The sequence below is a fragment of the Hyphomicrobium zavarzinii ATCC 27496 genome (genome assembly GCF_000383415.1).
In the GTDB taxonomy this organism is placed as follows: Bacteria; Pseudomonadota; Alphaproteobacteria; order Rhizobiales; family Hyphomicrobiaceae; genus Hyphomicrobium_C; species Hyphomicrobium_C zavarzinii.
Genome location: NZ_KB911257.1, coordinates 176146 through 188638 on the forward strand (window position 1 = coordinate 176146; position 12493 = coordinate 188638).

Consider the following 12493-nt stretch of genomic DNA (forward strand, 5'->3'; position numbering starts at 1 on the left):
CCCACTATCGGATCTGATTGATCAGCTCGGCGCCCTGGACGACGACACGGTCGCCTTTGGCCAAGCCGTCAGTGACCAGGACGCTGCCTCCATCGAGCGGAGACGTGCGCACCGCACGCGGCTCGAAGGTTTCCGGCGCCATCTTGATCCACACCTGCGGGAGACCGTTCGTGGAACGCACGACCGCGCCATCCGGCACGATGATGCCTTCGACGGGTGTGCCCTTCTGAACCAGCACCCTCACGGTGGCTCCGATCGCGAGAGACGCGTGCGGATCCTCAACACGAAACAACATGGGCAGCGACTGCTGGCGCAGCGTCGGCGCGCGGCCGATGTAGGTGAGGGGGATGGCGTGACCTTGCCCATCGATGGCAGTCGCGGACGAGACGGCGCCGTCGTCCGCACCCATCATGCCGATCGCCTCGATCCACAGACGCTTGGGGTCGACGATCTCGAACAGTGTGTCGCGTGCGCCGACGACCTGGCCCGCGCGCACGTTGGCAACGGAGATGATGCCGGAGACCGGCGCCTTGAGCTCCAGCCGCTCGGCCGCCTTCGGTTCCAGAACGCGCTTCTGCTCGCGCAGCGACTCGATCTCGGTCTTTGTGTCGTCGATCTCACGCTGGGGGATGTAGTCGCCGGAAATGCGGGTGAGGCGCGCGAGCTTCTGTTCGGCGATCCGCAGCTTACCTTCGACCTCGGCGGTGAGCTGTTGCAGCGATCCGCGGTCGAAGACCGGCATGGCGGGCGCGAGCAGCGCGAGCACGTCGCCTGCGGCCACCTTCTCGCCGACGAACGAGATGCCGCCACCGGCCAGCTCAATCTGCCCCTCCATCGGAGCCTGCACGCGCCCTTCGTAGGCGGGATCGACGATGACGGTGCCGACAAGCTCGCTTCCCGGCTGGGCCTTGTCGGTTGCAGCCGGGGCCGTTCTTACCTTGAGAAGACGTTGCGTGGGCTTCGGCAGAAAGACCTCGCCCGTTGGAAGCTTGCCGGGGGTATTTCCGGCCGCCTGCACTGGCGCACCGTCTCCGCCGTGATCGTGACCTTCGTGCGCCCAGCCGCGCGAGGGCACGGAGGCGGCAAGTACAAGTGCCACAAGCACGATCTCGGCGGCCTGGCGCAAATGCCTCGCCAGCGGGGCTTCGGGCGTTGCAGGCTCGGGAGTTGCGGCGACGCGCGGCGTATCATCGGGCGGAAGGCGTAGCGGGCGGAAGGCAAATGCGAGGAAGAAGCCGCCGAGGCCGATCGCAACGGCGAACATCCAGAACTCCGGCCGCTGCAGTACGCTGCTCCAGGAGAACGGCTGGGCTGGCGGCTCCACGGCGGCCTCCGCCACCACGAGACGGCCCGCGAGCAGATCGGCAATCCCTTCAGCCATCACCGTGAAAGTGAGCGCGTTCGCGCCGGGCTCGTGCAGCCAATCGGCTTCGATCTCGTAGACGCCGTCGCCCAGTGCCTTCGCTTTCGCCGACGGAATGCCCTCTCCGTTCAGCTCGATCGTGGCGCCATCCACGGGCTCGTTGGTCGCGATGCGGTCGAGATAGATCGTGAGCGTGTGGTCTTTCGCGACGGCCACCAGCTCGACATCGGAGCCTTCGCTCACGAGCCGAGGAATAGCGGCTGCGGAGGGCGCCTCCGCGCCTTGTCCTCCGTCTCCGTGGTCGTGGCCGGGACCGGCAAACGCGGAGCCGGCAAAAATGAGAACGGAAAAAAGCAGAGCGGCTAGACGAGTCATGCTTCGAGCCTCGAGGACTTGAGGAACGTCGAGCATGCCCGCACCTTGCTGGGGGGTTACGCGCCGGGCGCGGGCATGCTCTTCGCTCAGATCACGGAGCCGGATCCACGCGCTTTGCGTGCGTGGAGACACGCGCAAGCGACGGTCAGACTCCCGAGCGAACTCGACGGGTGCAGGATCGGAGTTTCGATCTGCGCGGACCCGAAATACGGGCTTCCAGCCACAGAGAAACTACGGAAACGGCGCCAATCGGCTGCTGGTCACGAAGCCTCGCAATCCGCAAAGCTGCGGATCAGGAGGCCGGATCAGGCCGTGGCGCGGGGTGGGCGGAAAAGGGGATAGGAGTGTTGTCCGAGCGGCAGGTATGCGCCAGTGTCGAACTTAAGGACGCGGGACTGAAGGCTGAGCTTCAGGCCGCATTCGCCGGTAGGCACGGCCAACGACCCGCAGCAGCTCGCATGAACGTGCGTGCAGACGTGGTTGACGTGCGAAGGCTCATCACAATCCGCGTCCGTGCAGGATTGGGCGTGGCCGTCGTGAGCATGAAGATCCTGACCACCCAGGTCATGGCCATGATGCTGCATGGCCAGCGTGTCGTGAGCGCTTATGGCGAAAGCCGATTTGCTCACCAAATAGCCGTTAAGGCTGCTGGCGAAAACGGCCACAGCAACCATGACAATTCGCAGGAACTGGCGCGTCATACGGCTCATAACCTTAGGAAAGCCGGAAGATTCGAGATCGGTCAAGCCCAAACCTGGCACGTCTTCGTCGCATACGGGCTCGCGTGATCTCAACTCAACATCGCGATCATGGCCGGGCTCACAATCGTCGGCGACAACTGTGACCGAAACGAGATCGGCGTGGAGACTAGGCTTACGGCGCCACCAGTCGAGTGACGTTTGCCTGACGAAGCCCCTATTCGCCGCTCAGAATTTCGCGTGTGATCTCCCGGAGCACCGGAAGCGGGTGATGGCTGAGAGCTTCGACCACCTCAAGACGATAGGGCTCCGGCGCGTGTGCGTAAGACGTTCGCAACCAGCGGAGTCCGTCGTCGATCCGACCGGCCGTGACCAAATGGCATCCATAGTGAAACTGGCCCCGCACGCAGCCGCCTTCAGCGGCCCACCTGAACCAGAGCGCCGCTGAGCGCGCCTTCTTCGCAGCGTCGCCCTGGCTCGCCTGCGCGGAGGCGCGCCAGCATCCCAGCATGTTCATGGCTTTTGCATTGCCACGGCGGGCCGCACGCACGAACAGCGTGAGCGCGGAGGCGATGTCGCGGGGCACGCCGCGACCTTCGGCGAGCAGGCAGCCGAGATTGAAGGCGGCCCAGGCGTGATCCTTGCCGGCGGCTTGGCGGAACCAGCGGGCGGCTTCCGCAAAATCCTGCGCGACACCCCAGCCGCGCTCATAGCAGCGGCCGACCATGTTGAGCGCTTCCGCGTCGCCGCTGCGCGCCGCGCGCTCGAACCAGAGAAGCGCGGCAGCGGGGTCGGGCTCCACACCGTGGCCTTCGAGCAGCCTGTGACCCCAGCCGATCTGAGCATCGACGCAGCCTGCCACCGCGCAGTCGCGCACCTCCTCGGGCGGAAGCTCATGGCTCTGCTGCGGAGCCTCGCCTCCCACGACGCGGACGTAGAGCGTCTCGTACTTTGAGCCTTCGGCGACGGCTAGCGAGAAACCTTTCTGGATGCGGGCGTCCGAGCTCATGGCCGCACCTGGCCAGCGACAAGCTCACTGCGTCTCGCCATTGCGGACAAGCTGCACGCGCTTTCGTCGTTCATAATGATAGGAACATGCCTCAAAATTCGCGGCCCTGCGACGAAGGTCGGAAATATGACTTACAGCATCAAGATATAAGTCCGCTTTCCCTATAAGTACATCCGTATTGCTCCAAGCACGCGCAATGCGCGCGAGCTAGCGGATATTGAACTGGATGGGCAGCGACAGGCTCAAAGCCGCAGTCGACGACTGCTCGGGTGGTGCGGGAAGCGGATCGGCACGCTCGAGCATCGCGAGCGCTTCCTCATCGAGAAGCGGAGAGCCCGAGCCTTTCAGAATGCGCCGGTCGGTGATGTGCCCGGTGTGGTCGATCGAGAAGCTCACCGTGACCACGCCCTGCACCCGGCGATTGCGCGCCTCTCCGGGATAGCGCTTGTGCTTGCTCAGATGCAGATGAAGCGCCCGCTGCCAGGACAGCTGGGCCTGGTTGGGCTTGTTGGAGGAGCCCTGATGGGGCGCCGCGGCCTTCGGCCCTTCCGCGGCCTCGATCTTCGGCGGCGCGGCGGCCTGAGAGGCGGCGACGGCCTGAGCCTGCACCATCTCTTGAGGCTTCTTGTCCTCCTTGACCTCTTCTTCCTCGACCGGCTTCACCTTTTCGAGCGCGACCTCGGGCTCGCGTACGAGCGGGGCTTCCTGAAGCTCGGGAATTTCCTCCTCGGGCTTGACGTCTTTCACCTCCTCTACCGGAGGCGTCGGCACGGAATCCTCGGCGGGCATTCCCAGCGCCAGATCCTGATGCTGATCGCGCGGCGCAACCGGCATGGGCGCAAGCTCAAGCATGAGCGCGCCTTGCGGCTCCTCGTCGGCCTCCTGCTCAGGCCATTCCCACAATGCCGCCATCGCCCCGCCGACGTGGAGCGCCACGATCAACATCCCAGCGCCGATCCAACGGCGCCAACGCCGCCCGGCTGGCTCCAGGATATCGATCGCCGAGATCGTCATGGGGTGCTGACTGCTCCTCCGGCCGGCGGCGCAGGAACGGGAGCGGGCGCCTCCTCGAGGCCGACCATCGCGACCTTGAGATAGCCTGCGGCGCGGAGCAGGTTCATGACGCGCATGACCTCTCCGTAGGGCACCGTCTTGTCCGCCCTCAGAAACACGCGCTGCTCGCGATCGCTGCTCGTTGCGCTGTCGAGCGCGCCGGCGAGCTGCGTGCTGGCGATCGTGTCGTTGCCGAGAGCCAGTGACAGGTCGGATTTGACTGTCAGGAACAGCGGCTTGTTGGGCCGAGGTTGCGGCTTGGCGCTCGCGACCGGCAGATCAACGGGCACATCGACGGTGGAGAGCGGCGCCGCCACCATGAAGATGATCAGCAGCACCAGCATCACGTCGATGAACGGCGTGACGTTGATTTCGTGATTTTCGGCCAAGTCGCCGCTGCCGTCGTCAAGACGTCCAGCCATGTCTTACCCTCACTCCCCGATCATTCCGCAGCGCGGGCAGGTCCCACTTTGTAGCCGCGATCGAGATCGCGCGAAACGAGACGCATGACCTCAGCCGAAGCCTCGGCGATGATCGCTCTGTAGCCGGCGATCGACCGCGCGAACTGGTTGTAGATGATGACGGCCGGGATGGCGGCGACGAGGCCGATGGCCGTTGCGAGAAGCGCCTCCGCGATGCCGGGCGCGACGATCGCAAGGTTGGTCGTCTGCGCTTCGGAAATGCCGATGAAGCTGTTCATGATGCCCCAGACGGTGCCGAACAGGCCGACGAACGGCGAGGTGGAGCCGATGGTGGCTAGGACGCCCGTTCCCCTGTTCATGTCGCGCCCGGCCGCAGCGGCCAATCCGTCGAGACGGGAGGATACGCGCTCCTTGATGCCGGCCTTGTCGGACACATCGGCCGAGAGCCGCAATTCGATGGCGGCGAGATCGATCAGCCCGGACACGATGCCTTTCCGGCCGCCCAGGCGCTGAGCAGCTTCCGCGAGGCTGTGGGAGGCGTTGATCTCGGAGAATGCCTGAATGAGGCGCCGCTTCGCCCAAGTCAGCTCGATGGACTTGGCGAGCCACACCGTCCACGTCACGACGGAGGCGAAGGCGAGGCCGATCATCACCGCTTTGACGACGATGTCGGCCGACATGAACATGTTCCAGGGCGAGAGGTCGCGCGGCAGATGCGCCGCATCGGTCGACTTCGCGACCGGCGCTGCGCCGGGGGCTGCCGCGTCCGCTCCATGATCGGCGTGCGCGGGCTGAAGCGCCTCCGGCTGGCCCGGCTCCGGCGCAGCGAGGGGCGTTGCGGGCGGCACATCGGCTGGCGCGGGCGCGGCGGGCGCCGCAGCCGGTGTCGCATCGGCGGGAGCGGAAGCAGATGAAGGTGCGGCCTCCACGGCGGGTGGCGTCGGCTGCGCTTCAGCGGGTGCCGCAGCCGGAGCCGCTGGAGCAGGAGCCTCGCTCGCCGCTGCGGGCGGCTGCGTGGCCGCGCCCTGTTCCTGGGCCGGGGCAGGCGCAAGCTCCTGAGCACTCAGGGGCGGGGCAACGGCGGATGCGATCAGAGCGACCACTGACAGAAGGCGGACGGTCTGGACTGCGCGATGGCGCCAAGCCGGCATTACGGTGGAATACATCATCATGATTTCAGCGAACCCGCTCTTGCGCGTCTCTTGCGACGATCGATTTCCGGGACATAGATTAAACTATACTAGGCTCGTCAATAATAAGTCGCAACGGCACACACAACAGCCGCTCCCGAGGCGTGCGCAATAGTGTCGCGTGCCCCTCCTTACAGGGCCGATGGACCGTTTTCGAGGGAGGATTATCCGTCACACGGCGGAAGTCTTTGCCAGATCTCAAGTGACCATGCCGCCAAGTGCTGGGCCGCCAAGTGCTGGCCCTCACATCGGCGGACGTCTGGACGGGGCGCAACCCGCCTCCCATTATGGTCGGCACGCTCCGTCACAACAAATTGTCCTGAAACGGATTTTGTTCGTTGCTCGCGGGTTTCCGGCGAGGTCCGCTACCCGCTTACACCGGGAACCTTCCTGCCCGTTAGGTATTCGACACTGAGACGGCAGGTCGCACGCCGTCCAGAGCACGCCGTCGAGACCTGAGCCGAACAACGCATGACCGTGTTTTCCGACTGGCCCCAGAACAGACTCCTCTTGGCATTGCCGAGCCGCATTCGCGGACAGATTCTCCCGAGCCTCGAGCCGATCAAGTGCGAGCGCGAGCAGGTGCTGCTGGATGCGGATTGCATGCTCGACCACGTCTACTTTCCTGATAGCGGCGTGATCTCGGTGGTAGCGGTCTATCCGGACGGCGCGATCATCGAAATGGCCACCATCGGCCGGGAAGGCGCGACCGGATTCCAGGCCGTGTTCGGAGCCAAGACATCCTCTGCGCGGCTTCTCGTCCAGCTTCCGGGCACGGCCGCAAAAATGCCTCGCGCGGCGTTTCTGCATTCCATGGAGACCATCCCCGCCTTCCGCAGTCTGATGCAGTGCCACGTGCACGCCTTCCTCGAGCAGGTGATGATCTCCGCTGGCTGCAACGGCACGCACAATCTCACGCAACGGCTGGCGCGCTGGCTGCTGATGATGCGGGACCGGGCTGACGACGACACCATGCTGCTGACGCAGGATCTGCTGGCGGAAATGCTCGGCGTGCAGCGCCCCTCGATCACAAATTGCATTCACACGCTGCAACGCGCGAAGCTGATCGACTGCGGACGCAAGCGGATCACCATCCTCGACCGGAACGGGCTCATTCGCGCCTCCTGCGAATGCTATGCGCTCACGCGCGCGCGCATTGCCCAGCATCTGCCAAAAACTTATCCGAATTAGGGCTGTTCGGTCATTTACATGACCGACACGGGAGGCGGGTTTCGGTCAGATACCCGACGCAACCTCTTTGCCTGCGCCAGCTCCATCCGCGAAAGCACGACCATGCCCATCCGCAAACTGATCGACAGCGCCTCTTTCGCACCGGAAACGCTCGACGTGATCTATCGCGCGTTCGATCTGGCCTGGGCCGAGGTTGCACCGCGGTTCGGCAACGATCCGACTGCAATCGAGTTCGCGCGCAATCGTCTTGCTCAGATCGTGCTGGCGCAGTCGCCCCCCGAGCCCACAGATCCACTGCCGATCAAGACCGCCGCCGTCGCGGCTTTCGTCTCGGCCCTTCCGTAGAAGACCTAGACGGCGCTCGCGGCCGTTCGACGCCTCCCCCTCTTCGGTCTCACGCAGGATCGACGCGTCCGCTGCGGCCCCGCGCGTGGAAAGACATTTCAAACAGCGCCTTTGCCACCGGCGGCTCGCACGCAGTGTTGCGCGCGTTCGGCGCTTTACGTTGGTAGCCGGGTGCCTTGCCGAGGCGATATGTTGAGGCTAGAAGTAGGGAAAGATTGGACATACCAGATAATTTCGTTCCTTTGAGGGGTCTCCGGGCTTGCATACAACCTATTCGGTGCTTCTGGGCCAACCCATATCCGCTGTCTCTCCGCGCTCCTTGCGGCCTCGCTCCGTGGCGCAGCTTTTCGCGGTGACGGCGCTGATCTCTTACGGCGCGTTCGCCCTCGCCCCGGCGCACGCTCAGGATGCGGCCCCGCCCGCGCCGGCCGCTTCCACGGCGCCCGAGGGCGCGCCGCCCGTCCCTGCTCCGACCTCCGAAGCATCTCCTACCGCAGCGGCCCCTGCGGCGGACGCACCGCCGGCGCCGACGGCCACTCCGGAGCCGGCAGCCGCATCTCCGCAAGCTCCGGCGTCTGTTGAAGCGCCTGCATCCGCTGAAGCTCCGGCTGGGGCCGCCGCCGTGCCCGCGCCTCAGACGCCTTCGACCACCACGCCGGAGACGGCCGCGCCCTCACCGGCCGCCGCGCCGGAGAGCACCCCGCCGACGACCGAAGCTCGCGAGACTGCTGCCGGAGAGGCATCGCCCGCCGCCGCGCCCTCGCCGCAGTTCCCCTCGTCGGCTCTCCCCCACGACCTCTCGCCGTGGGGCATGTTCATGGCGGCGGACATCGTCGTCAAAGCGGTGATGATTGGCCTCGCCTTCGCATGTTTCGTGACGTGGACGGTGTGGCTTGCCAAGACGATCGAGATTTGGGCGGCAAAGGCCAAGCTCCGCCGGGCCATCGCCCACATCGGCCAAGCCGCGAGCCTCGGCGACGCCGCTCAGGCGTTTGCCAAGATCGGCGGCGCGGGCAGCGTTCTCGTCCGCGAGGCGGTCGAAGAGGTGGAGCGCTCCTCGCGGGTGCTCGATCAGATCGACGGCCATGGCGTCAAAGAGCGTGTGACATCACGTTTGTCGCGCGTGGAAGCCGCCGCGCATCGGCGCATGACGCTCGGCACCGGCGTGCTCGCTACCATCGGCTCCACCGCACCCTTCGTCGGCCTGTTCGGCACCGTCTGGGGCATCATGAACAGCTTCATCGGCATCTCGAAGTCGCAGACCACCAACCTCGCGATCGTCGCGCCGGGTATCGCCGAAGCGCTTCTCGCAACGGCCATCGGCCTCGTCGCGGCGATCCCGGCCGTCATCATCTATAACGTGTTCGCTCGCTCGCTCGCCGGCTACAAGCTGCTGCTCCAGGATGCCTCCGCAGGCGTGGAGCGGCTGGTCAGCCACGAGCTCGATCAGCGCAAGCTCTGGAAAACATCAAAGCCTGGAAAGACGGCGACGGCGGCGGAATAGGCTCGGTCGCGAGCCTACGTTCCCGCGTCCGATGTCTCGTTCCCTGGATCGCGCTTCTCGCGCCCGCGCCCGAAAGCGTTTTTGGAGACTCCCATGGCCGGCAGCCTGAACTCGCGTAGCGACAGTGACGATCTCGACGAGAACCACGAGATCAACGTCACGCCGTTCATCGATGTGATGCTGGTGCTGCTGATCATCTTCATGGTGGCGGCGCCGCTCTCGACGGTGGATGTTGCGGTGGATCTGCCAGCCTCCAACGCGCAACCCCAGCCCCGTCCCGCCGAGCCGATCTTCCTCACCGTAAAAAGCGATCTCACGCTCGCCTTCGGCAACGACACAGTGGGGCGCGATCAGCTCAAAGCCCGGCTCGACGAGAAGACGCACGGCAACACCGACGAGCGGGTGTTCGTGCGCGCGGACAAGTCGGTCGACTACGGCGATCTCATGGAAGTTCTCAATCTGCTGCGCACGACCGGCTATCTGAAAATCGGCCTCGTGGGGCTCGAGACGCTTCCTCCTGCGGGAGGTGTGGCTCCTGCGGGAGGTGTGGCTCCTCCGGGAGGCGTGGCTCCGGCCTCAGCGCCGCAGACGCCCTCTTCCGCGGCAGGAGGCCAATAGTCGTGTCCTCCGCCCGGTGGCTCCATCCGCAACGTGACGGCGAGTCGCTTCTGACATCGGCTTCCCGGTGGGCAGGGGCGGCACTCTGCGTTGCGGCCGTTCAGGGCGGATTGGTGTGGGCGGCGCTCAACTGGCCGCAGCCCACCGAAAGCGCGGGTGAGCCTGCGGGCGCCATCATGATCGAGATCGCGCCGGTTCCGATCGCGCCCGACGTGCCGGCGCAAGAAGTGGCCGTAGGCCCGGAGCAGGCGCAGTCCGAGGAAAGCCAAGCGAACAAATCCGAGGAAAAGCCGGAGGAGGAAGTCGAGCCGGAGCCCGAGCCGCCCAAACCTCAACCGGAGCCCATCGAAACGCCGAAAGTCGAGGAGCAACCGAAGGCCGAAGCGATCCTGCCGCAGCAGGTGGAGCAGCCGCCCGAGGAGAAGAAGCCGGACCCCGAGATCAAAGAGCCGGTCAAGGAAAAGAAGAGGATGCGCCGTCCGCCGCGCCAGCAGTCGGTCGCCTCGCAGGCTGCCGCACCGAAGCCGGTCGACAAGGCAGAGCGCGGCAAGACCAACGCAGCGCCTCGCGCCGGTACCTCGTCGTCGATGTCTGCTGCGACGTGGCGCGGGCGGCTCGTCGCCCATCTCAATCGCCACAAGCGCCATCCGGGCGGCAGTGCACGCGGCGTGTCCGCGATCACGTTCACGATCAGCCGCTCCGGAAACGTGACGGCGGTCAGCCTCGCGCGCTCGTCGGGCAATGCCGCTCTCGATCAGGCTGCGCTGTCTCTCGCACGGCGCGCGAGCCCGGTTCCGGCTCCGCCGGACAGTGTGCCGGGCGGCTCGATCACCATCTCGGTTCCCGTGCGTTTCACACGTTAGCCTGCTTCGCTTGAATTCGCTCTCCAGGCCGTCGGCCAGAGCACATCCCGGTTGATGTCCGCGAGCGTGGCGCACCCGGTCAGCGCCATGGCGGCCTCGAATTCCGCCCGCAGGATGGTCATCAGATGTGCGACGCCGACAGGCCCCGCCACGGCCAGTGCATGCATGACCGGCTGGCCCACCATCACCGCGCTCGCACCAAGCGCTAATGCCTTCAGCGCATCCGTTCCGCGCCGAATGCCTCCATCGAGGAGCAGGGGAACGCGGCCCTTCACACGCTCCGAAACAGCCTCCAGCGCATGGAGGCTCGCGGGCAGCGTATCGAGAGAGCGCCCGCCGTGGTTCGAAACCACGATGCCGTTCACGCCCGCTTCAATCGCGCGCTCGGCATCGGCGGGCGATACGATGCCCTTGAGAAGCAAGGGCAGCGCCGTCTCGCGGCGCAGCCAAGCGATATCGGCCCAGGTGGGGGCGCCGTCGAGCAGCCCCTTGAACACCGGGCTTTCGCCTGGACCTGCGCGGGAGGCCGGTTGCGGCAGGCCCTCGATATTCACCGGACGAACGTGAGGCGGCAGGCGAAAGCCCGCGCGCTGCTCATCGTTGCGCACGCCATTCACCGGCGCATCCACCGTGACCATGAGTGCGCGGTAGCCAGCCGCTTCGGCCCGGCGCACCAAGGCGAGCGTGTCTTCGCGACTTGCCTGCATGTAAAGCTGGAACCACAGGGTCGTGCCGGATTCCTTCGCGATCTCTTCGAGAGACGTGCCCGCAAGCGTGCTGACCGTCATCCATGCCGACGCGGCCGAGGCGCCGAGCGCGGCGGCAAGCTCACCTTCGGGATGCACAAGCTTCTGATGGGCGACGGGCGCGAGAAGGATCGGATAGGGAAGCGGTGCGCCGAACAGCGTGCTCTGGGTCGACGCCGCCCTCATGTCTGCGAGAACGCGGCCAACGAGCCTTCGCGTATCGAAGGCCTCGCGGTTCCAACGCTGCGTCAGGCCGTCGGCTCCCGCGCCAGCGACGTAGGCCCACACGTCGGCGGGCAGGCGTGCGCGGGCGTGGCGCTCGTAGTCGGCAGCCGACACGCAATCGGCGGGGACGGGGCTGGTCGCGCCGCCAGTCACGCGGCACGCCCACTTTGCGCTTCGATACCGGAGAGCATCCTCATGTCTCCGACCACTGGCGGATGAGATTGTGGTAGTGCGCCGTCAGGCCGACCACCGCAGGGTCGTCATCCGGCAGCCGCTCCCGAATGCTCATGATGGACATGTCCAGATCGTAGAGCATGTGCCGCTTCCAGTCGTCCTTCACCATCGATTGCGTCCAGAAGAACGCGCCCCAGCGGCTGCCGCGCGTGACAGGTGTGACGCTGTGCATGCTGGTGGCGGGATAGACGACCATGTGACCGGCGGGCAGCTTCACGGAGTGGACGCCGTAGGTGTCGTGCACCACCAGCTCGCCGCCGTCGTAGTCTTCCGGCGGGGTGAGGAACAGGGTCGAGGACACATCCGTGCGCAAACGCTGGCCGGAGCCTGGCAGTGCGCGGATGGAGCCATCCACATGGGCACCGAATGTCATGCCCACGTCGTAGCGGTTGAACATCGGCGGGAGCACGCGAAGCGGCAAGGTGGCCGTGGTGAAGCGCGGATTGGCCGAAAGCGCGCGCAGGATGATCTGTCCCAGCTCCTGGGCCGCCGGCGACTCCAGGGGGACTTGAAGGTTGTGCTTCACCTTCGCGGCCTGATCTCCGGCCGTGGTCCGCCCATCCACCCACGACGTCGTCTCCAGCACCCGGCGAATGTGCGCCAGCTCATCGGGGCTCAGGACATCCGGAATGGTGACGAGCATGCTGACGGTCTCCT

13 protein-coding genes are annotated in these 12493 nt (G+C 65.8%); 6 read left to right on the forward strand and 7 right to left on the reverse strand.

The features are described from left to right. Positions 1-4 precede the first annotated feature (4 nt). Positions 5-1738: an efflux RND transporter periplasmic adaptor subunit gene (locus F812_RS0108705; RefSeq protein ID WP_020085584.1), complete on the reverse strand. Its 1734-nt coding sequence runs from the start codon at positions 1736-1738 to the stop codon at positions 5-7. 458 nt (positions 1739-2196) lie between these two features. On the opposite strand from F812_RS0108705, the gene F812_RS0108710 reads away from it, so the two are divergent. Continuing rightward, complete coding sequence (locus tag F812_RS0108710) at positions 2197-2526, forward strand: hypothetical protein (protein ID WP_156827336.1); 330 nt, start codon at positions 2197-2199, stop codon at positions 2524-2526. A gap of 127 nt (positions 2527-2653) precedes the next feature. Here F812_RS0108710 and F812_RS23235 read toward each other — a convergent pair whose 3' ends face one another. The 4 genes from F812_RS23235 to exbB (F812_RS0108730) all read right to left on the reverse strand — a co-directional run bounded on the left by F812_RS23235 (position 2654) and on the right by exbB (F812_RS0108730) (position 6086). Next, entirely contained in the window at positions 2654-3445 is a 792-nt protein-coding gene (locus F812_RS23235) for a tetratricopeptide repeat protein (protein ID WP_020085586.1), read from the reverse strand. A gap of 207 nt (positions 3446-3652) precedes the next feature. Then, the gene (locus F812_RS0108720) at positions 3653-4459 is read right to left on the reverse strand and encodes an energy transducer TonB (RefSeq protein ID WP_020085587.1); all 807 of its coding nucleotides are present in this window, start codon (positions 4457-4459) and stop codon (positions 3653-3655) included. Continuing rightward, entirely contained in the window at positions 4456-4920 is a 465-nt protein-coding gene (exbD, locus tag F812_RS0108725; RefSeq protein ID WP_020085588.1) for a TonB system transport protein ExbD, read from the reverse strand. Before exbD (F812_RS0108725) ends, F812_RS0108720 begins: the two co-directional genes overlap by 4 nt. A gap of 20 nt (positions 4921-4940) precedes the next feature. Beyond that, positions 4941-6086 (reverse strand): tonB-system energizer ExbB, encoded by a 1146-nt coding sequence (exbB, locus tag F812_RS0108730; protein WP_020085589.1) that lies wholly within the window; start codon positions 6084-6086, stop codon positions 4941-4943. A gap of 495 nt (positions 6087-6581) precedes the next feature. Between exbB (F812_RS0108730) and F812_RS23240 the strand changes: the two genes are divergently transcribed. From F812_RS23240 to F812_RS0108755, 5 genes are all read left to right on the forward strand, one after another. Beyond that, entirely contained in the window at positions 6582-7301 is a 720-nt protein-coding gene (locus F812_RS23240; protein WP_020085590.1) for a Crp/Fnr family transcriptional regulator, read from the forward strand. Positions 7302-7403: 102 nt separating this feature from the next. Then, positions 7404-7646, forward strand: coding sequence for a hypothetical protein (locus F812_RS0108740; RefSeq protein ID WP_020085591.1), 243 nt, complete (start codon positions 7404-7406; stop codon positions 7644-7646). A 334-nt stretch (positions 7647-7980) separates the two neighbouring features. Next, a complete protein-coding gene (gene exbB, locus F812_RS26980; protein WP_020085592.1) occupies positions 7981-9150 on the forward strand; it encodes a tonB-system energizer ExbB in 1170 nt (389 codons plus the stop codon). Between the two features lie 93 nt (positions 9151-9243). After that, a complete protein-coding gene (gene exbD / locus F812_RS0108750) occupies positions 9244-9768 on the forward strand; it encodes a TonB system transport protein ExbD (protein WP_020085593.1) in 525 nt (174 codons plus the stop codon). Positions 9769-9770: 2 nt separating this feature from the next. Then, positions 9771-10631, forward strand: coding sequence for an energy transducer TonB family protein (locus tag F812_RS0108755; protein WP_026867964.1), 861 nt, complete (start codon positions 9771-9773; stop codon positions 10629-10631). Here the strand turns inward: F812_RS0108755 and F812_RS0108760 are convergent. Then, the gene (locus F812_RS0108760) at positions 10628-11755 is read right to left on the reverse strand and encodes an alpha-hydroxy acid oxidase (protein ID WP_040498093.1); all 1128 of its coding nucleotides are present in this window, start codon (positions 11753-11755) and stop codon (positions 10628-10630) included. The two genes, F812_RS0108755 and F812_RS0108760, sit on opposite strands and share 4 nt — an antisense overlap. A gap of 40 nt (positions 11756-11795) precedes the next feature. Continuing rightward, on the reverse strand, positions 11796-12479 hold the full coding sequence (locus tag F812_RS0108765; RefSeq protein ID WP_020085596.1) for a Fe2+-dependent dioxygenase: 684 nt from the start codon (positions 12477-12479) through the stop codon (positions 11796-11798). Positions 12480-12493: the final 14 nt, after the last annotated feature.

Bases quoted from the DNA above. Each gene is read 5' to 3' on its own strand.
- F812_RS0108705 (WP_020085584.1), bottom strand. From the start codon at position 1,738: ATGACTCGTCTAGCCGCTCTGCTTTTTTCCGTTCTCATTTTTGCCGGC.
- F812_RS0108710 (WP_156827336.1), top strand. From the start codon at position 2,197: ATGAACGTGCGTGCAGACGTGGTTGACGTGCGAAGGCTCATCACAATC.
- F812_RS23235 (WP_020085586.1), bottom strand. From the start codon at position 3,445: ATGAGCTCGGACGCCCGCATCCAGAAAGGTTTCTCGCTAGCCGTCGCC.
- F812_RS0108720 (WP_020085587.1), bottom strand. From the start codon at position 4,459: ATGACGATCTCGGCGATCGATATCCTGGAGCCAGCCGGGCGGCGTTGG.
- exbD (WP_020085588.1), bottom strand. From the start codon at position 4,920: ATGGCTGGACGTCTTGACGACGGCAGCGGCGACTTGGCCGAAAATCAC.
- exbB (WP_020085589.1), bottom strand. From the start codon at position 6,086: ATGTATTCCACCGTAATGCCGGCTTGGCGCCATCGCGCAGTCCAGACC.
- F812_RS23240 (WP_020085590.1), top strand. From the start codon at position 6,582: ATGACCGTGTTTTCCGACTGGCCCCAGAACAGACTCCTCTTGGCATTG.
- F812_RS0108740 (WP_020085591.1), top strand. From the start codon at position 7,404: ATGCCCATCCGCAAACTGATCGACAGCGCCTCTTTCGCACCGGAAACG.
- exbD (WP_020085593.1), top strand. From the start codon at position 9,244: ATGGCCGGCAGCCTGAACTCGCGTAGCGACAGTGACGATCTCGACGAG.
- F812_RS0108765 (WP_020085596.1), bottom strand. From the start codon at position 12,479: ATGCTCGTCACCATTCCGGATGTCCTGAGCCCCGATGAGCTGGCGCAC.